The sequence below is a fragment of the Mesorhizobium sp. M1406 genome, from assembly GCF_040317555.1.
GTDB lineage: Bacteria > Pseudomonadota > Alphaproteobacteria > Rhizobiales > Rhizobiaceae > Mesorhizobium.
In genome coordinates this window covers 1-22,329 of record NZ_JAMYKW010000049.1, presented here as the reverse complement: position 1 = coordinate 22,329, position 22,329 = coordinate 1, and the positions used below count along the sequence as shown (strand labels likewise).

Annotated in this window: 18 protein-coding genes; 7 read left to right on the top strand and 11 right to left on the bottom strand. The window is 62.4% G+C overall.

Annotated features, from left to right (window positions below; translation table 11 throughout):
* The first annotated feature begins 88 nt into the window (after positions 1-88).
* Positions 89-3,733, top strand: a complete 3,645-nt coding sequence (locus NKH03_RS27075) for an autotransporter outer membrane beta-barrel domain-containing protein (RefSeq protein WP_352971714.1) — start codon at positions 89-91, stop codon at positions 3,731-3,733.
* 52 nt (positions 3,734-3,785) lie between these two features.
* On the opposite strand, the gene NKH03_RS27070 is transcribed toward NKH03_RS27075, so the two are convergent.
* Complete coding sequence (locus NKH03_RS27070; protein WP_352971711.1) at positions 3,786-4,667, bottom strand: EamA family transporter; 882 nt, start codon at positions 4,665-4,667, stop codon at positions 3,786-3,788.
* A gap of 326 nt (positions 4,668-4,993) precedes the next feature.
* Positions 4,994-5,206: a hypothetical protein gene (locus NKH03_RS27065; RefSeq protein WP_352971709.1), complete on the bottom strand. Its 213-nt coding sequence runs from the start codon at positions 5,204-5,206 to the stop codon at positions 4,994-4,996.
* Positions 5,207-5,235: 29 nt separating this feature from the next.
* Between NKH03_RS27065 and NKH03_RS27060 the strand changes: the two genes are divergently transcribed.
* From NKH03_RS27060 to NKH03_RS27045, 4 genes are read left to right on the top strand one after another with little or no spacing between them, the layout of a single operon-like run.
* The gene (locus tag NKH03_RS27060) at positions 5,236-6,405 is read left to right on the top strand and encodes an acyltransferase family protein (RefSeq protein WP_352971706.1); all 1,170 of its coding nucleotides are present in this window, start codon (positions 5,236-5,238) and stop codon (positions 6,403-6,405) included.
* On the top strand, positions 6,402-7,508 hold the full coding sequence (locus NKH03_RS27055; protein WP_352872513.1) for a glycosyltransferase family 2 protein: 1,107 nt from the start codon (positions 6,402-6,404) through the stop codon (positions 7,506-7,508). The genes NKH03_RS27060 and NKH03_RS27055 overlap by 4 nt, the downstream gene beginning before the upstream one ends.
* Before the next feature lie 3 nt (positions 7,509-7,511).
* A complete protein-coding gene (locus NKH03_RS27050) occupies positions 7,512-8,546 on the top strand; it encodes a glycosyltransferase family 2 protein (protein ID WP_352971703.1) in 1,035 nt (344 codons plus the stop codon).
* A gap of 9 nt (positions 8,547-8,555) precedes the next feature.
* Positions 8,556-10,340, top strand: a complete 1,785-nt coding sequence (locus tag NKH03_RS27045) for an ABC transporter ATP-binding protein (RefSeq protein ID WP_352971700.1) — start codon at positions 8,556-8,558, stop codon at positions 10,338-10,340.
* A gap of 151 nt (positions 10,341-10,491) precedes the next feature.
* Here NKH03_RS27045 and NKH03_RS27040 read toward each other — a convergent pair whose 3' ends face one another.
* From NKH03_RS27040 to minC, 4 genes are all read right to left on the bottom strand, one after another.
* The gene (locus NKH03_RS27040) at positions 10,492-11,988 is read right to left on the bottom strand and encodes a coiled-coil domain-containing protein (RefSeq protein WP_352971697.1); all 1,497 of its coding nucleotides are present in this window, start codon (positions 11,986-11,988) and stop codon (positions 10,492-10,494) included.
* Positions 11,989-12,445: 457 nt separating this feature from the next.
* Positions 12,446-12,718, bottom strand: a complete 273-nt coding sequence (minE, locus tag NKH03_RS27035; protein WP_352872795.1) for a cell division topological specificity factor MinE — start codon at positions 12,716-12,718, stop codon at positions 12,446-12,448.
* Positions 12,715-13,530, bottom strand: coding sequence for a septum site-determining protein MinD (minD, locus tag NKH03_RS27030; RefSeq protein ID WP_352872825.1), 816 nt, complete (start codon positions 13,528-13,530; stop codon positions 12,715-12,717). The genes minE and minD overlap by 4 nt, the downstream gene beginning before the upstream one ends.
* Positions 13,531-13,598: 68 nt before the next feature.
* Positions 13,599-14,402: a septum site-determining protein MinC gene (gene minC / locus NKH03_RS27025; RefSeq protein ID WP_352971695.1), complete on the bottom strand. Its 804-nt coding sequence runs from the start codon at positions 14,400-14,402 to the stop codon at positions 13,599-13,601.
* Positions 14,403-14,630: 228 nt separating this feature from the next.
* Between minC and NKH03_RS27020 the strand changes: the two genes are divergently transcribed.
* Positions 14,631-15,356, top strand: a complete 726-nt coding sequence (locus NKH03_RS27020; RefSeq protein WP_352971692.1) for a hypothetical protein — start codon at positions 14,631-14,633, stop codon at positions 15,354-15,356.
* A gap of 137 nt (positions 15,357-15,493) precedes the next feature.
* Here the strand turns inward: NKH03_RS27020 and NKH03_RS27015 are convergent, their stop codons facing one another.
* Entirely contained in the window at positions 15,494-17,254 is a 1,761-nt protein-coding gene (locus tag NKH03_RS27015; RefSeq protein ID WP_352971689.1) for a retron Ec67 family RNA-directed DNA polymerase/endonuclease, read from the bottom strand.
* 842 nt (positions 17,255-18,096) lie between these two features.
* Here NKH03_RS27015 and NKH03_RS27010 point away from each other — a divergent pair.
* The gene (locus NKH03_RS27010) at positions 18,097-19,248 is read left to right on the top strand and encodes a sulfite oxidase (protein ID WP_352971686.1); all 1,152 of its coding nucleotides are present in this window, start codon (positions 18,097-18,099) and stop codon (positions 19,246-19,248) included.
* A 200-nt stretch (positions 19,249-19,448) separates the two neighbouring features.
* Here the strand turns inward: NKH03_RS27010 and NKH03_RS27005 are convergent, their stop codons facing one another.
* From NKH03_RS27005 to NKH03_RS26990, 4 genes are all read right to left on the bottom strand, one after another.
* The gene (locus NKH03_RS27005) at positions 19,449-19,598 is read right to left on the bottom strand and encodes a hypothetical protein (protein ID WP_010910556.1); all 150 of its coding nucleotides are present in this window, start codon (positions 19,596-19,598) and stop codon (positions 19,449-19,451) included.
* Positions 19,595-19,936 carry a DUF2934 domain-containing protein gene (locus NKH03_RS27000; protein ID WP_352872800.1) on the bottom strand — a complete coding sequence of 114 codons (342 nt, stop codon included), beginning with the start codon at positions 19,934-19,936 and terminating at the stop codon, positions 19,595-19,597. The genes NKH03_RS27005 and NKH03_RS27000 overlap by 4 nt, the downstream gene beginning before the upstream one ends.
* A gap of 106 nt (positions 19,937-20,042) precedes the next feature.
* The gene (locus NKH03_RS26995; RefSeq protein WP_352971683.1) at positions 20,043-20,645 is read right to left on the bottom strand and encodes a BA14K family protein; all 603 of its coding nucleotides are present in this window, start codon (positions 20,643-20,645) and stop codon (positions 20,043-20,045) included.
* A gap of 282 nt (positions 20,646-20,927) precedes the next feature.
* Positions 20,928-22,067 (bottom strand): KamA family radical SAM protein, encoded by a 1,140-nt coding sequence (locus tag NKH03_RS26990; protein WP_352971681.1) that lies wholly within the window; start codon positions 22,065-22,067, stop codon positions 20,928-20,930.
* Positions 22,068-22,329: the final 262 nt, after the last annotated feature.

Below are 22,329 nucleotides of genomic sequence, written 5' to 3'. Positions count from 1 at the left end.
ATTCCAGTGCGGTCCTGCCCAAGACAACAGCCGGGCTCCAATGACATGTCAGCCTCAGGGTGAAACGACTGTCATGTCAGGGGATTGAATGTCGCGGAATGTATTTGGAGGCCGCAAGGCGACGCCGACTTTGACCGTGCCGGGACGGTACCTCAACCCGTTGCGCAATCCTCGGCATATGGCCGGCGTCAGTTCGCTGGCGCTGATGCTCGGCTCGGCCGGCCTCGTGGGAATGGCCACGTCGGCGGCGGCGGATGCGACCTGGACCGGTGCAACCTCGACCAACTGGTTCGATCCCGGCAACTGGACTCCGAATGCGGTGCCCGACGCCACCAATTTCGTCAATATCAACACGCTCACACCGAACCCCACGGTGATAAGCGGCGCTGCCGCCAGTGGGCTCGTGGTTTTCGTGGGGAGAAATGCCGGCGATGTTGCTTCGCTGAAAATCATAAACGGCGGGACACTGAGTGATTCGCAAGGTCCCGTCGCCAGGTTCGCGGGTTCTACCGGTACGGTAGTCGTGGACGGCCCAGGATCGGCATGGCTGCACTCCGACGATTTCTACGTCGCGGCGGAAGGCAAGGGTATGGTCACTATCCTCAATGGCGGCGTGATCAGCGATGTAAGGGGTATCCTGGGGGATGCCGACACTGCCGTTGCGGTCCTGTCCGTGGACGGCAAGGACTCGATCTGGACCAACAGCTCAACCTTGGCAGTGGGGCGTTTCGGCACCGGCATCCTCAACGTTTCCAACCAAGGCACCGTCACCAGCACCGACGGCTACATCGGCAGAGGCACTGCCTCTAACGGCTACGTCACAATCGACGGTGCCGGCTCGACCTGGGCCAATAGCGGGTCCTTGACCGTAGGGGATTCCGGCACCGGCGCTCTGGCGATCACCAAAGGCGGCGCGGTCAGCAATGCCGCGGGTTATGTCGGCAAATCGGCGGGCTCGACCGGCATGGTGTTCGTCGACGGCGGCTCGACCTGGACCAACAGCTCCAACCTGCTTGTCGGCGATTTCGGCACCGGTACCCTGGCGATCACCCACGGCGGCGCGGTCAGCAACAGCTGGGCGGCTATTGGCGCGAAGGCAGGCTCGACCGGCATGGTCTTCGTTGACGGCACGGGATCGACCTGGACCAACAGTTCCAACCTGGCTGTCGGCGATTTCGGCGCTGGCACCCTGACGATCACCAACGGCGGCGCGGTCAGCAACGACTGGGGCTATGTTGGCAACTCAGCGGGCTCGACCGGCATGGTGGCGGTCGACGGTGCGGGATCGAAGTGGACCAACAGCGGGAACCTCTACGTCGGCGGTCTCAGCACGGGCACGCTGACGATCTCGAACGGCGGCGCGGTCAGCAGTGACGACCTGTTCGTCGGCTACCAGGGCACCGGTGCACTGAACATCGTGAACGGCGGCAAGCTCACCAACCAAGCCGCGAGCCTCGGCGAAGTCGATACTGCAACGGCGACCGCGACGGTGGACGGGCCGGGATCCTCCTGGAGCACCGATGACGTTCTTGCCGTGGGCGCCGGCGGTCACGCGACACTTTCCATCACCAACGGCGGTTCAGCAGATGCTGATGCGGTCGTTGTCGGCGGGGCAACGACAGCCGCTGGTGCGGTTACCGTCGACGGCGCGGGTTCGAAATGGACCAACAAGAACGGCCTGTACCTTGGCGATCAAGGAAGCGGCACTCTTACCGTCACCAATGGCGGCGTAGCCTCCGGCGGCTTTGCCTATATGGGGATCGGTGCGGATGCCACCGGCCAGGCAACGGTCGACGGCACGGATTCGCTGTGGGAGATGCATGGCGACCTGCTGATCGGTTTTGATGGTACGGCTTCGGTGACGCTCTCCAACGGCGGCACCGCTATTGTGGACGGCCTTACCGTGATCGCCAGTCAGGCAGGCTCGACCGGCAACCTCAACATCGGCGGCGCGGCAGGCTCCGCGGCGACGGGCGCCGGCATCTTCGATCCCGCCGCGTTGCAGTTCGGCGCCGGCACCGGCGCGCTCAATTTCAATCATACCGGCGCAAACTACGCCTTCGGCGCCATCATCGGCGGACTGGGCACGATCAACCAGATCGCCGGCAATACCAACCTGACCGCCGATTCGAGCGGCTTCACCGGCGCCACCAACGTGAGCGGCGGACGGCTGGCCGTGAACGGCTCGCTGGCCAATTCGCTAGTGACGGTCTCGGGCGGCACGCTGGGCGGCAACGGCACGGTGGGCGGCATCGTGGCGCAAGCGGGCGGCATCATCGCGCCGGGCAATTCGATCGGCACGCTCAACGTCGCCGGCGACATCGACCATGCAGCGGGCTCGATCTACCAGATCGAACTCACCTCGACCGGTACCTCCGATTTCCTGCATGCGACGGGTGCAGCAACGATCGACAGCGGCGCGCTGATCGACGTGGTCAAACTCGACGGCGCGCCTTATGTGGCGGGCACGCACTATACCGTGTTGCAAGCCGATAGCGGCGTCACCGGGACCTACACGGTTACCGGCGACACTGGGGCGGCTTTCCTCGGCCTGGTCGACAGCTACGACGCCAATCACGTCTATCTCGATGTCGTCCAAAAGACCTTCGCCTCGGTCGGGCTGACGCCCAACCAGATCGCCACAGGCGGCGGCGCTGAAGGCCTGGGCAGCGGCAATGCGCTCTATGACGCCATCATGCAACTGCCCACGGAGGCGGCTGCTCAGGACGCCTTCGACCAGCTCTCGGGCGAAATCCATGCCTCGGCCAAGGGCATGCTGGTCGAGGACAGCCGCTTCGTCCGCGACGCCGCCAGCAACCGCATCAGCGCCGCCTTCGGCGATGCTGGCGCGGCCGCATTGCCGGTCATGGCCTATGGCGAAGGTGGGCCGGAGATGGTGTCAGCCGACACCGATCGTTTCGCCGTCTGGGGCCAGGCTTTTGGTTCCTGGGGCAATACGGACTCCGACGGCAACGCCGCCGCCTTCGACCGCTCGACCGGCGGCCTGTTGGCCGGCGCCGATACGTTGGTCGGCGGCTGGCGCGTCGGTCTGCTCGGCGGCTACAGCCATTCGAGTTTTGACGCCGATGATCGCAATTCATCGGGCAAGAGCGACAACTACCATCTCGGTCTCTACGGCGGCACCAATTGGGGCGCGATCGCCTTCCGCACCGGTGCCGCCTACAGCTGGAGCAGCCTCTCGACAAAACGCGCCGTCGCTTTCAACGGTTTCACGGACGCGCTGTCGGCCGACTACGACGCCGGCACCGCGCAGGTCTTTGGCGAACTCGCCTACAAGGCCGATGCCGGACGCTTCAAGCTCGAGCCATTCGCCAATCTCGCCTATGTCAGCGTGCACACCGATGGCTTCACCGAAACGGGCGGCGCGGCGGCGCTGACCAGTGCCGGCTCGACCACCGACGCCACCTTCACCACGCTGGGCTTGCGCGGCTCCACCGATCTTGCGCTTGGCGGCATGAACGCCACCGCACGCGGCATGCTCGGCTGGCGTCACGCCTTTGGCGACACAACGCCCCTGTCGACGCTCGCCTTCGCCGGCGGCGATGCCTTCACCATCGCCGGCGTGCCTGTCGCCAGGGATGCCGCCCTTGTGGAGGCCGGTGTCGACCTGCATCTCGCTGCCAATGCCACGCTCGGCTTGTCCTATTCCGGCCAATTCGGCGGCGGCGGCATCGATCAGGGCGCCAAGGTCGATCTCGGCATCAGGTTCTGACGACAGGCGGAAATGACATCGCCGCGCGGTCCATGAACCCGCCGGCCCTCCCCTATTCCGGCGACGGCACCGGTGGCTTCGACGTGACCGCGGCCCCGAAAGCCGCGGCAATGACCGCGGCGATCCCGGCGCATTGCGTGGTGGTCAGGCTCTCGCGCAGGAACAGGAAGCCGGCCAGCGCGCCCAGTCCCGGCTCCAGGCAGGTCAGCGTGCCGTAGATGCGGGCCGGCATCCGGGTCAGCGCCACCATCTCCAGCCAGAACGGCAGTGCGCTCGAAAACAGGCCGACGAGCAAGGCACTGACCAGGATCGACGGCGCCAGCAGCGCGGTTCCCGCTTGCGCCACGCCGAAAGGCAGCACCAGAACGGCAGCGATGGCCATCCCATACGCGGTGGTGCGCGAGCCCAGTTCCGCTCCGGCCTTCTGGGCCAGCACGATGTAGAGCGCCCAGAAGCCGCCGGCCGCCAGCGCCAGCATCACCCCGGTCGGATCGAGCGGCTGGAGCGAACGGACGAAAGGCGACAACAGCACGATGCCGGCCACCGCCAGCGCGATCCAGGCAAAGTCGCTGGCGCGCCGCGAGGCCAGCGTCGCCACCAGAAGCGGACCGGAAAACTCCAGCGCCACCGCGATGCCGAGCGGAATGGTGGCAAGTGCGGCGTAGAACAGGAGGTTGAGCGCGCACAGCGTCACCCCATAGGCGACCAGCCACGGCATGGTGGCGCGCGACGGTCGCACCTGCCAGGGCCGCAGCACCGCGATCAGCATCAGCGCGCCGACGACGAGCCGCAGCGTCGTCGTGCCTTGCGCGCCGATTAGCGGGAACAGACCCTTGGCGAAGGTGGCGCCGATCTGGATCGACACCATGGCGCCCATCAGCGCCGCGACAGGCAAGGGTGCCGCTTCGCGGCGGGCAATTGACGTCGATGTCATTTGGTTCGTCCTCCCTGCCGCCCGGCGCAAACTCGCCTAGCGGAACAGGAAATACGGGGAACCGGCCCGCCTGTCGTGAGGCAGCGCCGGCGTCCTGATGGGGCAGGACAGCGGATCGTTCGGCCCGGCCCGTTATGCCCCGTCCGTCATTACACGGGCAGGCGAGCCATCGTCGCTGAAATCCGGCGGTCGGGCCGTACAGGCACCGATGAAAACGGCAACTATGCTGCAGCGCGCAAACAAGGCTGGATTTCCGCAGAAAGCCGCCAAAAGGTGGAAATCTGGCGATTTTGTCGATAATTTAGTGCCCTGCTCACCGGAGTATTTCAGATGGGTAAATTTTTTGTGTTGCGCTGCACAATGCCATAGCCGATCCATTTCCCGGGGGATTTTCGCGACTGGACATAGGCCGTGGAGGAACCGCCAGCTTGGCCAACTTGAGTTGTCTGTACGTCGAGCCCGACCGGGCCGGACTTGCAAAGCCCGGGATTGGCGATGCCGGCACGCTGCCGCTCGAGCCGACCAGCAGACAGCTTCATCGCGGACATCGCGCCGGCGGAAGCCGCTGATGGGAAACGCCCGCGACATTCAACTGGATGCACTGAGGGCCGTCGCCGTGACGATGGTGATGTACTCCCATTTCTTCGCGGCGGGGGGATCTTCCTTCTGGGGTCATATCGGCGTGCGGCTGTTCTTCGTGCTGAGCGGCTTCCTGATCACGCGCCTGCTCCTGGAAGCGCGTTCGGCCGCCGAGTTCGAGACCGGCCCTGCGCTGCGATCCTTCTACATCAGGCGGGCGCTGCGGATATTCCCGCCCTATTTTGCCGTCCTGGGTTTCGTCTGGCTGGTCGACCTGGACCAGTCCAGGGGGGCGCTGGTCTGGCATGCGCTTTATCTGTCGAATTTCTGGTATGCGCTGCACAATGACTGGAACCCTTGGGTGCTGGGCCATTCCTGGAGCCTGAGCATCGAGGAGCAGTTCTATCTTGCCTGGCCGCTGGTCGTCCTTTTGGCCCCACGCCGCCGCTTCGAAGCGATCTGCATCGGCGTCATCGCGCTGTCGCTGGCCTATCGCTTCTATTGGCCGGTCACCGCCACCCCCGCGCTGGCGCGCGACCTGCTGCCGCCGGCATCCATGGATGCGCTGGCGTCGGGTGCACTGCTTGCCTGCTGGCGGTCCAGGGGCGCCGGCCTGCCGCAATGGGTGCGGCTGGGCTGGCCTGCCTTCGCGGCCGCATTCCTGATGATCGAGTGGTTTGTCCCGGCGCCCGCCGATCCGATGCTGGAATGGGCCCGCTGGCTGCTACGGGAAGTCCTGCCCCTGGTGCCGCTGATGGCCATCGTTGCCGCTTGTTCGAGCGGCCTTGGCGGCGCAATCGGCAAGCTTCTTGACCTGCCGCCGCTGCTTGCGCTTGGCCGCATCAGCTACGGCGTTTATCTCTATCATCCGATATTGCTGTCGCTCGCCGTCAAGTCGCAGCCCTGGATTCCGCTCGATGTCTCGGAGCAAGGGCCAGAGCGGTTCCTGGTTGCAAGCGCCGCCACGATCGTCGTGGCCTCGATTTCCTGGGTGGTCTTCGAAAGGCCGCTCAACAGCCTGAAGCGCCACTTCCCCTATGTCGCGCGGGCCCGTGCCGCGCAGGCCGGCCATGGCGGTTGGCTGGCGAGGGCGCCCAGCGGATCGCCCGATGGCCGCACGCCATCGCTCGACCTCCAGCGAACGGATGTGACACGATGACCGCCGCGCCGCTCGTCTCCGTCCTGCTGCCGGTCTACAATGCGGGGCCCTATCTCGCCGCCGCACTGGGAAGCATCCTGCGGCAGGATTATGGCCGCCTGGAAATCATCGCGATCGATGACGGGTCGACCGACAATTCGCTCGAGATCCTCGAGCGATACCGGGAGGCCGACAGCCGCATCTCGATCATCTCGCGCGAAAACCGTGGCCTCGTCGCGACGCTCAACGAAGGGCTGGCGGTCGCTCGGGGCGAGTTGGTCGCGCGGATGGACGCCGACGACGTCGCCTATCCCTGGCGCTTGTCGCGCCAGGTGGCGCTGTTTGAGCGGCGGCCCGAACTCGGCTTCTGCGGCGCCGGCGTCGATATGTTGATCCGCGGCCGCATCGCCACGGGCAAGCCCGATCCGGTGTTCCGGTTCGGCCGCATCCCTATATTGGCGATGTTCTTCACGATCTTCATGCACCCGACGGTGGTCTACAACAGGAAGATCGTCAACGACGGCGTTCTCCACTACGACCAGACCTACAGGCACGCCGAGGATTTCGATCTTTTCAGGCGGCTGGCCGGCCGTTACCCGGCGGCCATGATGCCCGAGAACCTGCTCATCTACCGCGTCCATCAGGAAAGCGTGACCAGCCGGCACATCAACGAGATGCGCAGGACGCATTTGCGGATCGTGGCCGAGAACCTCGAGCGCCAGGGCCTGGCGGAAGCCACGCGGGACCTGCGCGACATTGGCGATGCCGTCACCCGCGACACGGTGACCCGTGCGGCCAACTTCATCGTCCAGCTGGAGGAGGAGATTTGCTCCCTGCCCGCCGCGACGCGGCCAAGCTTCGAGGCTGGCGCGCTCAACCTGTTCTATTTTCTCTACCAGCTCGTAGCCGATGAAAGGCAGCCGCCGCTGACGCATGAATTGCTGACGCGGACCGCGAAGTGGAACGTCATCCGGCGCCGCGAGCAATATGCGCTGCGGCCCGGCGCCTGGGCGCCATGGCTCAGCCTCGCCTCGCTGTCGGCCAGCAGGCAAGCGGACGCCATGGCATACTTCTTCAAATCCGCACCCGCCGCGGCGGTTCTGGCACCTTATCAGGCGGGCTGAGGGATGATCGTCAAAGCCCACGAACCCCTGCAGCGCGATCGTTCGACGGCGCTTGGCCTTGCTCCGGCGGGGCCCCGCCCGGAACGCTCGGCGCCGGAAGTCAGCTTCATCATCTGTACGCGCAACCGTGTCGCCGTGCTGGAGGCCTGCATCAAGTCGGTGCAGGCCGCGTGCCGTGAACATGCCGGCTTCGCGGCCGAACTCGTGGTCGTCGACAACGGATCCAGCGACCGCACGGCCGAACGCCTGGCCAGCATCGCCGAACTGTCGGACATTCCATTCACGGCCATTTGCGAGCCGCGCCCGGGATTGGCGGCTGCCCGCAACGCCGGGCTGAGGCGCGCGCGCGGCCATGTGCTGGTCTTCGTCGATGATGATTGCACGGTCCATCGCGACTACCTGCGCGATCTCGAGCGACATTATGCGTCCGGGGAACGATGGCTCATCCGGGGAGGCCGTGTCGAGCTTGGCGACCCCAGGGATTTGCCGTTCACCATCAAGCGGTCGCGGGTGCGCGAGCGGCTGACGCCGGATGTTCATCCCGGCGGCTTTGTGGTGGGCTGCAACATGACGATGCACCGCGATGTCGCGGCCCGCATCGGTTATTTCGACGAACGCTTCGGCGCCGGCGGACCATTGCGCTCGGCCGAGGACACCGATTACCTCGTGCGGGCGGTGTTGCTCGGCTTCGCGGTCGAGTATGTCCCGGACATGACGGTGCTCCATCATCACGGCCGGCGGGATCGCGGATCCATCGAAAAGCTTCACCGCGACTACAGCCTGGGCAATGGCGGGCTCTGCCTGAAACATGTTCGCCATGCGCCCTGGCTGCTTCGCCATTTCTACTGGGCCGTAAGAGGGGCTTTCCGGGAATTGGCGGGTGGGCCTGCGTTCGATCGTGAACTCAACCTGCCGCACTGGCCGATCGTCGTCATGAATTTGCTCGGCGCGGCCAAATTCGCGATTCTCCTGCTGGCGAGAAGGCCGCGGGCCGAGCCGCTGCGGCAAGATCAGCAAGCCAACGCCCAGGCGAGGTGAAACGCTATAATGCCATTGCTACCGCCAAGCCTGCCGATGCTGTTCCGGGCGTTCGGAAAGCAGCAACTGCGCCTGCTTCCGGCCGTGGTGGCTCTCGGTCTGGTCAGCGCCGTCCTCGAAGGCTTCGGCATCGGCCTGATCATCCCATTGCTGGGCATCATCATGGGACACGGGGATGCGGCGGGAATGGCCGGGTTCTCCGCTGTCCTCCAGCACGTCGGATCGGGCTTGAGCGAGCGCGACAGGCTTGTCGCCATTTCGGTCGCCATCCTCGGCTCGATCATCCTGAAGAACGTTTTCGCCTTCGCCAACACGCTGCTGACGACCTTCATCTCAGGCAAGGCAAGTCATTCGATCCGCAGCGCCTTGTCGGAGCAGCTCCTGCGGGTCGGCTACCCCTTCTTCCTGCGGCAGAGTCCCGGACGGCTGCTCAACATCATCTCCAACGAATCCTGGCGGGCGTCGGATGCGATCCAGATCATGCTGTCGGCCATCGTCAGCGCATCGGCCGCCATCATCCTGCTGGCTTTCCTGCTGCTGCTTTCCTGGCGCATGACGCTGCTGGTCACGCTTGGACTGGCGCTCGTCCAGATCGCGCACGCCATCCTCTCGGCCAATCTCAAAGAGCCCAGCCGCAGCGTCGCTTCGCGCAACAGCCACCTCGCCTCGCAGATGCTCCATCTGGTTCATGCCGGACGCCTGATCCGCATCTTCGGACAGGAGAGCCGGGAGAAGGCGATATTCGATACGGCGTCCGATGCGGTTCGCCGCGCCTCTTTCGCACTGCTTGTGCGCCAGGGAGCGTTGCCGCCGCTGACGGAGGTTCTCCACGCCATGCTGTTCCTGGCGGTGGTGATCGGCGCCTGGCTGGTGCAAGTGAGTTTTCCGCTGATCATCGCGTTTGTCATACTGCTCTACAGGCTGCAGCCGCATATGCGGGCCCTGCAAGGGTCATGGAGCCAGCTGCAGGGCCTGAGCGGATCGCTCGAAGAGGTGACATGGATGCTGGATCCCACTGGCAAGCCGCAACCGCCGCAAGGCGACGGGCCGTTCCACGGTCTGCGCCAGGGCATCAAGTTCGATGATGTGACGTTCACCTATTCCGGCACGGACCGGCGTGAAGTGGTGCTGCATTCGGCGACGTTCGAAATCGGCAGCGGCCGCTCGACGGCGCTGATCGGCCGCTCGGGCGCCGGCAAGACGACGATCGTCAATCTGTTGTGCCGCTTCGTGGAACCGGACACCGGCAGGATCCTAATCGATGGATCACCCCTCGACCGGATCGATGCCAGCCAGTGGCGCCGGCACATCGCACTGGCCAGCCAGGAGCTGGAACTGGTCGATGGCACCATTTTTGAAAATATAACCTACGGTCAGGACGCGGCCACGCCCGGCGACGCCGAGGGCGCCGCGAGATTGGCCGAAGCGCATGAATTCATCGAACGGCTTCCTCAGGGTTACGAGACGCTGGTTGGCTACAGGGGTATCAATTTGTCGGCGGGACAGAGGCAGCGGATCGCATTGGCCAGGGCGTTGGTGCGCGATCCCGATCTCCTCATCCTGGACGAAGCCACCAATGCGGTGGACGGACTGTCGGAAGCGGCCATCGTCGAGACCCTGAAGTCGAGAGCCGGCCGCCGCACGACCATCGTCATCAGCCACCATCACAGCACCATCTCGTTCTGCGACGACGTGGTGATCCTCAGCGCCGGCCGGGTGAAGAAGCAGGCGCCTTTCGGCGCCCTGGCATCGCTCACAATGGACGAGCTTTACCAGCACGAGCCGCTCGACTGACAAGGGTCAGGCTCGCGATTGCCCGGTGCCCATTGGTTTACTCTCCGGGTGAGGTGCCGGCCTCCCGACATGGCGCCGCCGTCCTGGCCACCTCCGCCCGGCGGAGCGGGAGCGAAGCGACGTCGCGGAGACGCTGGAATGACGAATTGAGCTATGTCGTGGCGCGGAGGTTCCTGCGGATGCGCCGCCTGCCCGTTGTACGTGCTTTCTCCGCCATCACTCCGGCGATCTCGACCACGCCGCCGCCCTCGCGCTGTCTACCGCTGGTGGCCTTGTGGAGCCGCTCGTAGGGCAGCAACTCCTTGATCCGGGCATTGAGTGACACGATTTCGGCTTTGAGGTCCTCGCACTCCTGCCTCTGGACGTCGAACTGTATCTGTTCCGATGCCTGTTGCAGCGCAAGCTGCGAAAGATTGGCGTTCACTTTCGAAAGATTCATCCTGTCGTTTTCGTTCTCATGGCTGAGAGCGGACAATCTTTCGTCGGCGATTTTCTTTTCGGCAAGGGTGTCGTTCAACTCACTCTTGAGCCTGGCGATCTCGCTGGTGGCCTCGCTGTTCTCGTTCGAGGCTTGCTCCAGTCGCGATTGCAGATTCTGGATCTCCGAACCCAGCCCGCGCATTTCCGCCTGACCGCGAGCCAGCTCGGCTTCCCTGTCGCCTTCCATCATGCGGGCCGCTTCGGTTGTTTCCGACAGCTTCGCCTGCGCAGCCTCAAGCGCCTTCTGGAGCCGCATCTCCTCTTTCTCGCTCTTGCCGAGCGCGGCCAGCAGTTCCGCAAGCCGCGCTGCTTCGCTGGCATGAATCGTCGAGAGCTCGTCGAGCCTGTGGCGCGCCTGGGATTCCCGCTTCAGCGCCTTGTCGAGCTCGATCGACAGGTTGACATGCTTTTCCCGCAGCATCTTGCTCTCGCGCAAGCGCCTGTTGGCCTCGACCGTTCTGCCGGTCAGCCGCTTGGCGATGTCGCCGAACTCCGCCTCGCGTTTTGCGTTCGCATTGGCTGTCTCCACAAGTTCCAGCCTTGTCGCGGCAAGCGCCGCACGAAGCGCCTCCCTGTCTTGAACCAGGCTTGTCTCGCGCTGTTGCAGCACTTCGAAAGCGCCTTCACGCTCGCGCAGCTTTCTCACCGCGTCGTGCAGCTTTTCCGCCAGCGTTTTTTGTTCGGCGGCCAGGCCGGCATTTGTAAGCTCCAGCTCGTTGGCGCGAAGAATGTCGTTGTGGAGGATGTTGAGGAATTCGCGCGTCAAATGGTGTGAGGTCCCGATCTCCGACAGTCTGTCGTTGATCTCCTCCAGATAATCCCTGGCGTCATGGAAGAGCCCTTCAAAGGCACTCAATGCGGCCAGTCGGGTCTGGGTATGGGGCGTCAGTCGTGGCGCGTTTTCGGAACTGTCCGTATCGTCCGCACTGTCCGCGTTCTTCGCACTATCCCCATTGGCCGCATTGGCCTCGGGTGGCGGGTCGTCGGTACCCGCGGCGGGATCGGGGACATCATCGCTCTTTGGCGAAGCCAGGTCTTCGGCGTCCAGACTTGCATCCAGCGCGTCCGCCAATTCGATCTGCAGGTCCTGATCGGCCAATTCGACCTGCAGGTCCTGAACTGCTTTATCTACCTCTTCAGCACGCTTGATCAGGCCTCTGAAGTTCATGACCGAACTCCCCTTACGCACACCTCAACTGGAAACTTAACGAATTGCTAATATATCCTTACATCCGCCGATTGCGTAGGGGAAGCCCCCCGTTGGCACGAAGTTAATTTGGGACATTTGGGGGTGAATGCTGCGAGCGACGATGCCGCAGCCGCGGAAAAGCCTGCAGCGCCGCGCTAACCCCCACCCCGCTGCTTCGCAGCGACCCTCCCCACAAGGGGGAGGGTGAAGACGCGCTCTGCTCGCCGGCGGATAGCGCTCTCTTAGGGAGATACGGAATGGAACTGCGCAAGAAAACTGGGCTCCCTACCTCCCCCTTGTGGGGAGGTCGGACCGAAGGTCCGGGTGGGGGTGATGGCGCCAACCCCCACCCCGATCCGCGTTGCGGATCGACTTGCCGGGGCGAGCCACGGGTCTCGCCCGTCCTTCGGACCCCCACAAGGGGGAGGGTAAAAAGTCACCCAGCCATCGCCAGCGGCACGGCGCTCTTGTTGGGGATCTGGATGTCGATTTCCAGCGTCGACATGGTCTCGCCGCGGTCCATCGAGACCTGGAGGTAGTCCTGGTCGATCTGCACATGCCTGGCGATCACCGCCATGATCTCCTCGCGCAGGATGGAGACGAGATCGGGCTGGCTGCGGTTGCGGCGCTCATAGGCGAGCAGCACTTGCAGCCGCTCGCGCGCCACCGGCGCGCTGGAGCGCCGCTTGAAGATGTCGAGCAGGTTCATGCCGCCCTCCTTCCCAAAAGACGATCGAGGAAGCCCTTGCGTTCGAAGGGCACGATAACAGGCAATTCCTCACCCTCGAGCCGCCTTGCGGCGTCGAGATAGGCGCGGGCAGCGGTGTTCAGCGGCTCCGAAAGCGTCACCGGCGAACCGAGGTTGGAGGCGCGCAGCACATCCTGGCTCTCGGGGATGATGCCGAGCAGCGGCACCGACAGGATTTCCAGCACATCGTCGATCGACAGCATTTCGCCGCGCGCAGCGCGGGCGGCGTCGTAACGCGTGACCAGCACGTGCTTGGCGATGTGCTCGCCCTGCTCGGCCTTCATGGTACGGGCGTCGAGCAGGCCGATGATGCGATCGGAATCGCGCACGGACGACACTTCCGGATTGGTGACGATGACCGCCTCGTCGGCAAAGCGCATGGCGAGCTGCGCGCCGCGCTCGATGCCGGCCGGGCTGTCGCAGAACACGTAGTCGAACACCGAGCGCAGCTTGTCGATGACTTCGCCGACGCCCTCCTCGGTCAGCGCATCCTTGTCGCGCGTCTGCGAGGCCGGCAGCAGGAACAGGGTATCCACCCTCTTGTCGCGGATCAGCGCCTGCGACAGTTTCGCCGTGCCCTGGATGACATTGACGAGGTCGAACACCACGCGCCGCTCGGCGCCCATGATCAGGTCGAGGTTGCGCAGGCCGACGTCGAAATCGACAAGCGCCACCTTCTTGCCGGTCTTGGCCACGGCCGCCCCGAGGGCCGCCGTCGAGGTCGTCTTGCCGACGCCCCCCTTGCCCGAGGTGACCACCACTACCTTGCCCATTGAAAAGCCTCCGTTGTTGTTCATTTGTTGTTCTTGGCCAGCCGGCTCGGCCGCCCCAATATCGAATGTCAGCTCAGCGTCGCGACGCGCAGGCTCTCGCCATCGAGAAACGCCTGCACCGGCTTGCCGCGCGAAACACCTTCCATCTCCTCGGCGGTGACGTACCAGCCGTCGACCGCCAGCAACTCGGCCTCGTTCTTGCGGCAGAAGATGCGCGCGCCCTTGTTGCCCAGCGCCCCAGCCGAAGCGCGCCCGCGCAGCGTGCCGTAGACATGGATCGAGCCGGCCGCGATGATCTCCGACCCGGAAGCGACCGAGCCCAGCACGATGACATCGCCATGCGGATGCACGATCGCCTGGCCGGAGCGGATCGGCGCCTTGATCATCAGCGTGCCCGAAGCCTCCTGCGCAACCTGCGGCTCGCTTTCGTCCACCTTGCTTGCGCCAGCCTTGCCGCCCGGGCCGGCTTCAGGCGCCCTGCCCTCGGCCTTGCCTTCCGATGTGCCGGAAACATCTGCCCTCACCTTGCGGCCGGGCAGCAACCCATCCGTCGTCGCCTCCTTGGCGCCGACCAGCACCGGCGGCAGGTTAGGCTCGAGTGCGGTGTGGCCGTCGAGCTCGATGGCGTAGATGCGGATGCCCCGATGGCCAAGCACGTCGACCAGCGATTCGATCGCGGCGACATCGGGCTTCAAGGTATTGAGATCAAGCACCACCGGCCGCCCGGAAAAATAGCCGGGCGAGTTGCCGATCCAGTGATCCAGCCCCTCCAGCCAGGCCGCCAAGGGATCTTCAGGAGTCAATGTGAAAGCGACGAAGGAACGGGCGCGAAAACGAATGGATTTGGCCTCGAGGGGAGCGGCAAAAGTCACGGCTGGCGAATCCTTACTGAGAGGTAAACGCTAGCGAGGGAATGGTTAACGAATGGTTAATTTTGCGGTGTAATGGCCGCCGAAAGCGGTTCCAATAACAGCGGGCGAGAATAATTCGCACCGGGCACCAGCGGCCTCTATTTTAGCCCCTGCACCCGGAACATCTTGCGAACTTGCCCTCATGTCCCGATATTGAAATTCTAAAAGTTTGGGAGGTGTGGGGAACGGATGAGCGAATCGATTTACGACGATCTTCCCGAAGATCAAGAGCAAGCATTCATTTACCTTGAGAGGAATTTTAGGTCTCAGCTAGATGAAAGTCTAAAAAATAACGACCAGAACAGCTATGACGCCTACTGCAAGCGTAAATATATGAGTGCAGTGATTGCGGCAGCAAAGTCGCTAGATATTCCCGGAATCAAGGATTCTTCTAGCCCTTATAATGACAAAGGAGTGTGGGATGCGTTTGAAGGCTTTGAAACCGATGTTATGAACCTCACAATCCAGATTGAGATCAACCACGCACGACGACGTAAAAAATACAGCGTGGCGCTCGATGGAGCTACAAAGCAAAAGATCAGGCACTACATTGAACAGATTCGCATGGCGGTTGAAGAATCAGATATTCCGCAAGATAAGCGTGAGGCTATATTCAAAAAGCTTGGCGAACTAACATTGGAAGTCGACCGTGACCGGACTCGTTTCGAGATCGTGGCGGATGCCATACGCAGAGTTGCGCGGCTTAGCGGAGACGTGGAGCGCGAAGCGGCGGAACCATGGTGGAAATGGATCAAGCTGATCTTCGGTGAGATCGATGATGCCAAAGAGAAAGAGCCGCAAACATCATTACCTACGCCGGAAGAACGAAAGCGCCTGGAACCTCCGCGCAAACAACTACCCTCACCAAAGGAAGAGACCTTCGGCCGCGACTTAGACGATGAGATTCCGTTTTGATCGAGAAGTTATAGCCTCCCAGCACCGGTAGCTCTGATCCGCATCCTTGGGTGGGTTGTGGCTCGACTCAGACTTGAGACAGAAGGCTGACTATCACCTCCCTACCTCCATGGCCCCCGCGCTTCCTGTCCCCGAGCCTAATTGTGTGGATTGGAGCCCTCCTTGAGCGACAGGGCAGCGCTGTAGTCATCGAGAACTGCTATGATCCGACTGAGGAGCACTTCGAATTTGCTGAAATCGATGGTAGCGATGTTCGGGCGCACAACCTTCTCAGCAAATCTGGCTTTGCCGTACTTGCCATCCTCTCCGTGTTTTTTGTTTGGGTCGAATTTCTTTCCATCCAGTTCAACCGCAAGTACGCTCGCGTCGAAAAGATCTTCTATGCACGTTTTACCGTTTGAGGCGCCCGTTTCGGGCGTCTTTACAAGATAAAGATTGTGAGAGAGACGGTAAAATGGATTCGACGAAGTATGAGAAATGGCGCCAGATCCAAGATTTTTAGCCACTGGGAAAATATCATTGGCACCATCATCGTTATCGATCAAGAGAATTACAGGTTTTGCTAGAGGCTTGTGCTTATAGAGACCCATTAATTCTTTGTATTTCAACATAAAAAACTTGAAATCGCCTGTGCCCCCTCCAAGTTGAAGGACATCGTGAACATTCCGCGTAAGGTTCAAAAAGCGTAAGGTAGTCTTTAGCTTTCCATTTTCGACGGCCCCGAGCTGAGGGTGAAATTTCGTGAGCCGCTGAATGGCCGCTCGCAGATAGATAGTATCTGTCTTCCCTTCGGGAACGATAAGAGGCAAATCCAAAGCTACAAAATTCTTGTAGAAGAGGAACTTGCGATACAGTCGACGTGTGGCCGTCGCATTTTTCTTTTTCTCGGGCCCATCTCGTCTGTCTGTGGAGTTTCGAACGCTATAGATATGATCAAGAACGCCTTGTAGCATAGCCAAACTCGGAAGTTCCTGTTTGACGTCTGGGTCCCCCGGCATTCCTCCGGCGAGAGTCGCCGGGATCATTTTGTAGTATGATCCAGCACTAAACAGTGAGGCGCTCATAGCGCGCGCTTCTCTGTAGTACTCGGATCGAATGTTCACCTTTTCGTTGACGACAAGTCCAGTTGTGAGTTGCCGAGATCCGCGAACCTGCATACGCGTTTTGGCGCCATTGATTTCAAAGCCGGCCTTACCGATTGCCGTGACGAGCTCGGACCCGAGCGACCACAAGCCATTTGTCCCTGGCGTAGGGGCTGCAAGGTCAGCCGGAAAATTCGCTTGGTTGGTGGAAAAGGTGATGTCGTCTGCGTAACGCGAATAGGTGCACTTGTGCTTTTTTGCCAGCCGCACGAGTCGAATATCAAGCAGGTGCCCGACGATGTTGGAGAGAACAGGTGAGCACGGGCTTCCCTGCGGCAGCGAATTATCGTGACACGCAATCTGGGCTACTACAGTCGCCACTTTTGGGTGTAGTTCGAAGCGCTTGTCCTTCATCAACATGCCTCGCAGGCGCCCGAAGTTGATCGATGGGAAGAAGTCTTTCAGGTCGAGATTCAATACATAACGTCGACGCTTGTGGGCTGACGCGTTCGTCACAATCGAGAGCGAGGGAGTAAAGCCGTGAGATAAGGGTCGCCGCGGGGCGCCTTCCTTGTCGATATCCGCAAGGCAGAGATAGAGAAGGTTGGCTAGCCTACGCTGGAGTACCTTCAGCCGTGGCTCTGGAGCTTTGATCTTGCGAGTGCCGCCGCCTCGCTTTGGAATCTCAAATTCAGAGTATTTTTTCGCGTCCGGCACTTTGTATATAATATATGCGAGGCGACTTGGCTTGAAACCCAAAATTCCTGCAACGTCTTCCAGCGATTCAGCTGCTTTTAGCTTCGCAAGACTAGACAATTTTCCCCCTTTTGCAGGAGGGCTTACAGGCACTCCTATGCGGAACGTCCCGATGATTTAATATTCATCAAGTTGCATTAAGGTGTACCGGAAGCAAGCGCCTCCTAACATCTTGTTCTTATATCGCGAAGCGCGATAACAACTCTGCCTGTAAGCCCAACACTGTATGATATCAATTCCTCCAAAATCTCAAGCCCGATTTCTTAGCAATTCTCCTTCTGAACGAGGCGGGTAGCGGTTGACAAATCTGCGCTGATCCTACCCCCCTGCAACCGCAGCGCTCGCGGATGGTTGAAATGGGTGACGACTATGACCACCACCCCCTCAGTGCCGCTTGAAATACTGCACCTCGCGTTCATGCTTCTCCGCCGCCACGCGGGTATCAAAAGTCCCCAAGTTCCGCCGCTTGCCGGTCTTTTCGTCCTTTTTGCATGAGTAGAGGCGGCATTTTCCGTCCGGTGTGCACCCTCGATCTCCAGCACGTCGGAACTCGCCACCCGGCGATCCCGGCGGCGCAACTTCAGCGCCTCCGCCCTCGCGCGCCCCACCGAAGGGCCGGCCTGTTGCGATCTGATCAGCAATGGCACGACAGGAAACCTGTCTGCCACAAAATTGTCATGTCCCGTCCAAGTTGTGGACACGTCCTTTTCAAAGGCGCACTCTTGGGTTGCGAAACGCATGCTAGAGTTTCGCCCAACACATGCTTGAGGTGCGTCGGTGATTGTCTGACCTATCCGGATACTTCCGGCTGGGCATGACTTTTATTGTGTCGCCTATCCGTGATCAGGCTACGGCCTATCGCACGTTGCAGCCTGTTCCGGATCAACTGGGAGGTAAACAACATGCATAGCTTTCAACGCAGGGAACTTCTTGTTCAAGGAAGCGCGGCTCTTGTCGCAATCGCTGCTCTCTCGTGTCGCGCCTACGCTTTTCCAACACAGGCGGGCGAGGAAGTTGTTCCGTGGCTGGATCAGCCGACCGAAAACCCCAATCCGGAAGGTATCAAGACGCAGCTTGTCTGGGAGGATCTGGATAGCTGGATAACGCCAAACGACAAGTTCTTCAGCATCTCGCATTTCAATCGACCGACGATCGACGAGAAAACATGGTCCATGGAGATCGAGGGCCTGGTCAAGAAGCCCCTGAAGCTGTCGCTCGCCGACATCAGGGCGCGGCCGCGCAAGGAGGTGGTTTTCACGGTGGAATGCTCGGGCAACCACGGTTTCCCCTTTTTCACCGGCGGCATCGGCAATGCCCGCTGGGCAGGGACGCCGCTGGCGCCGATCCTCGAGGAAGCCGGCGTTCTGGAGAAGGGCATCGAGGTCGTCTTTTTCGGTACCGACGAAAGCGAGGTCGCAATACGCGACGTGAAGATGAAGCAGAATTTCGCTCGCAGCATGTCGCTCGCCGACGCGATGAGCCCCGACAATCTCCTCTGCTATGAAATGAACGGCGCCGCCTTGCCGGCGCCCAACGGTTCCCCGCTGCGGCTCATTGCTCCGGGCTGGTACGGGATCGCCAACGTCAAATGGCTGAAGCGCATCGAGGTTCGCGACACAAGGTTCATGAACCTTCTGATGGCCCGCGACTATGTCACCATCCGCGAGGAAGACCACAATGGCGAGATCGTGTGGGCCGAGACCTCGGTGGGCCGGGCGCTGCTAAAGTCGGCACCCGCGAAGGTCACCCGGAAAGGCTCGGACTACGCCATCGTCGGCGCGGCCTGGGGGGCACCGATCGACCGGGTCGAAGTGCAAATCGATCAAGCGCCTTGGGCGCCGGCGACCATCGACCACGGTGAGGAAGCCGAACACGCCTGGAAAATCTGGTCCCTGCCTTGGGCAAACCCCTCGCCGGGAGAACACACGGTGACCTCGCGCGCGGTCAGCACCACGGGACAGGTTCAACCGGCAATGGACGATCCCTTGATTGCCAAGAAGCACACATACTGGGAGAGCAATGGCCAGGTGACGCGGCGCGTCAAGATCGTTTGAGAAACACTGAAGCCAATGCGTCGCGAAGCCTGCAGGAGGCCAGCGATGTGGCGAAAATTGTCATGCCGACGCCGCGGCATGACAATTGGTCAGCGGTGCATCGTGCGCTCCAGCCCTCGCGCCGCGAGTTGAACCTCGCGGGGCAGGGTGCGGCTGTTCGGTACGTGAAGATCTCGCGCGGATGATTGAATGGGCACCCCTCAATGCCGCTTGAAATACTGCACCTCCTTCTCATGCTTCTCCGCAGCCTCCCGCGTATCGAACGTGCCGAGGTTCCGCCGCTTGCCGGTCTTTTCGTCCTTCTTGCGTGAATAGAGGCGGTATTTTCCGTCTTTCAGTTTTCGGATCATTTCGCTTGTCCCTCATCAGGGCTCCGCCGCCTTTTGGTCTTGAGGGTGCGCGCGGCTTGTTCGACGGCGGCGCGGTCGTGGCCCAGCCGGTCGATCAGCGCCTGCGCCTCGTCGCCCGATATGCCGGTGCGCACCGCCAGCGCCTCGACCTCCAGCACGTCGGTGCTGGCGATCTCGCCGGTTTGCGCATCGCCCGCCTTCAGCGGCAGCGCGGCCTCCCTGTCGATCTCCGCCTCGGCCTGATGCCAGTGCCGCTCGGGGTCGCCATGCATCCTGCCTTCTCGTTCCCAGATCTGGTATGCGCGCTCACGAATCCTGTCGTTCCGGTCGTCGTCCATGTCTAGGGTCCTCCTTGGGTCAGGGATAAACGCCGCGCCAACCCGAACGATCCAAAAAATTCGTGACGGGATCTCGCCATGCCCTGCGGCGCGCGGGCTCGCCACGCTATTGGCATTGCCGTCTCGGTCCGCCGGAGTATGGCTGGTAGCTGTTGTCTTCCGGGCGGTAGGAACGGTAACGGCTGAAGCAATAGTCGACATGGTCGGCGGAAAGCTCGGCGCCGCCGTCGTCGGCTGCGTAGACGCCCAACCCGGCGCCGGCGCCATAGCCGGCGGCGGGCTGGGCGGCGCGGTCGGCGACGTCGAGATAAGGCGAGATGCAGGGGCGCTGCTGCCCGTTATAGGACAGGTAGCTGTTGTCGTCCGGCCGGTAGGAACGATAGCGGCTGGCGCACCAGGCGAGATGCGGAGGCGGCAGTTCGGCCGCGCCGGGCGCGATGGCGCCGGTGACGGTGGGGTCAGGTGCCGTTTCCCGGGGCTTGGCGGCGATATCGAGGGACGCGGACTGCTCGGCCGGCAGGCGCTCGAGGCTCTGCGCCGCCTTGTTCACCGGCCGCGCTTTTTTGGTCCACAGCTCCGCCACGCTGACGGTGGCAGATGCCTCGCGCGGCGGCTTTGCGGCAAGCAGCCAGGCGGCGAATCCCAGCCCGCTGCCGAAGACCGCAAGGGTCAGCACGAAGCCGCAGACCAGTCCCAACACCGCCCTCACGACACACTCCTTAAGCTGCTGCTTATAGAATGCTGGGCCTCAAGGCTGGTTCCAGAAAAACGCTAGGGCGACGCCGGCGGACATGATCACGCAGCGGCCGACCGCAACGCCGGCGTTCTTCCCGCAACGCTGGAGATTGGCGAAATCGCCGATAGCAGCACCCTCTCTCCGTCACTATACGGGGAGAGGATGCCGGCAGGCAGGTGAGGGGCAGCGCAGAGCTGGCCATTATGAACGGTCGCTATGACGCAGTAGGATTATCCGGTGGAAAGCTTCCTGGCGTCACGAGCCGGCAGTCGGAAACTTCGAAGCCTCCTGCGCGCCAACGATCTCCGTATACTCCCTCACCGCCCCATCCAGCCCGCGCAGCCGCCAGCCCTCCCCGTCCCGTCCCTCGACATAGCAAGGCCCGATCGGCACCTTGCCGCCACCTTCCGGCAGGTCGAGCACATAGACTGGGTTGCAGATGCCCGACAGCCGCGCCCGCAGCGCGCCGGCCAGCGCCTGGCCCTGCGCGATCGTCGTGCGCCGGTGCGCCATGCCACGCGCAAGGTCGCCGTGGTGCAGATAGTAGGGCTTGACGCCGAGCCGGTACATCAGCTCGCGGCAGAGCTCCTCCAGCACCTCGACCGTATCGTTGATGCCCTTGAGCAGAACGCTCTGGTTGAGCAGCACGAAGCCCGCCTGGCGCATCGTCCGGCAGGCTGTCTCGGTCGCGGGCGTGATCTCCCGAGGATGGTTGAAATGGGTGACGATTGTGACCATGAGCCGGCCCTGCAAGGCCGCGACAAGCCCCGGCGTGATACGCGACGGCAGCGCCACCGGCACGCGCGTGTGGAGGCGCAGCAGCCGCACATGCGGGATCGCCTCGATGCGCGCGAAGATTTCGGCCAGCGCCTTGTCGGGCAGCGACAGCGGATCGCCGCCCGTCAGGATCACCTCGCGGATTTCGGAGTGATCGGCGATATAGGCCAACGCCGGCTCCAGCGCCTCGCGCGTATAGCCGCGGCCGATCGAGGTCAGCGATTCCTTTCGGAAGCAGAACCGGCAATAGACCGCGCATTGATAGGTTGGGAACAACAGCACCCGGTCGGCATGGCGATGCGTCAGCCGCGGCACCGGGCTGAATTCATGGTCGGCGATCGGATCGTCGAGTTCACCCTCATGCTCGACAAGTTCGTCCGGCGACGGGATGACCTGCGCCCGGATCGGATCGGCCGGGTCGTTCCAGTCGATCAGATCGAGATAGGCTTTGGGAACGCGCACCTTGTGGTTCGCCGCCGCGGCTTGGGCCGCCGCGCGCTCGGAGGGCGACAGCGGCAGGGAGGCGAGATCGCGCACATGGCGGACGCCGGCGCGGATTTCGGCCTGCCAGGTGGTGTCCGGGGCGGGCGCGTCGTGGAGGTTGGTGTCTGAAGGCATCGGGGTTTCTCGGGTGGTATGCTTGGAGCGGACCTATCGGGCGGATGGCTGGTGAGGTCAACCATTGACGATTGGCGAAAGCCGAGGCGCGAGCGTCCCTCGCCCCGTTTACGGGGAGAGGATGCCGGCAGGCAGGGTGAGAGGCAGCGCCGACGTGGGGAAATGAGAATGATTTCACCTAGTACCTGTGCACAGAGGATTCGACGGGTTGGATGGGTTGTAGCCGGGGCAGGCTATCGGGTTTGACGAGCAGTTCGATGCT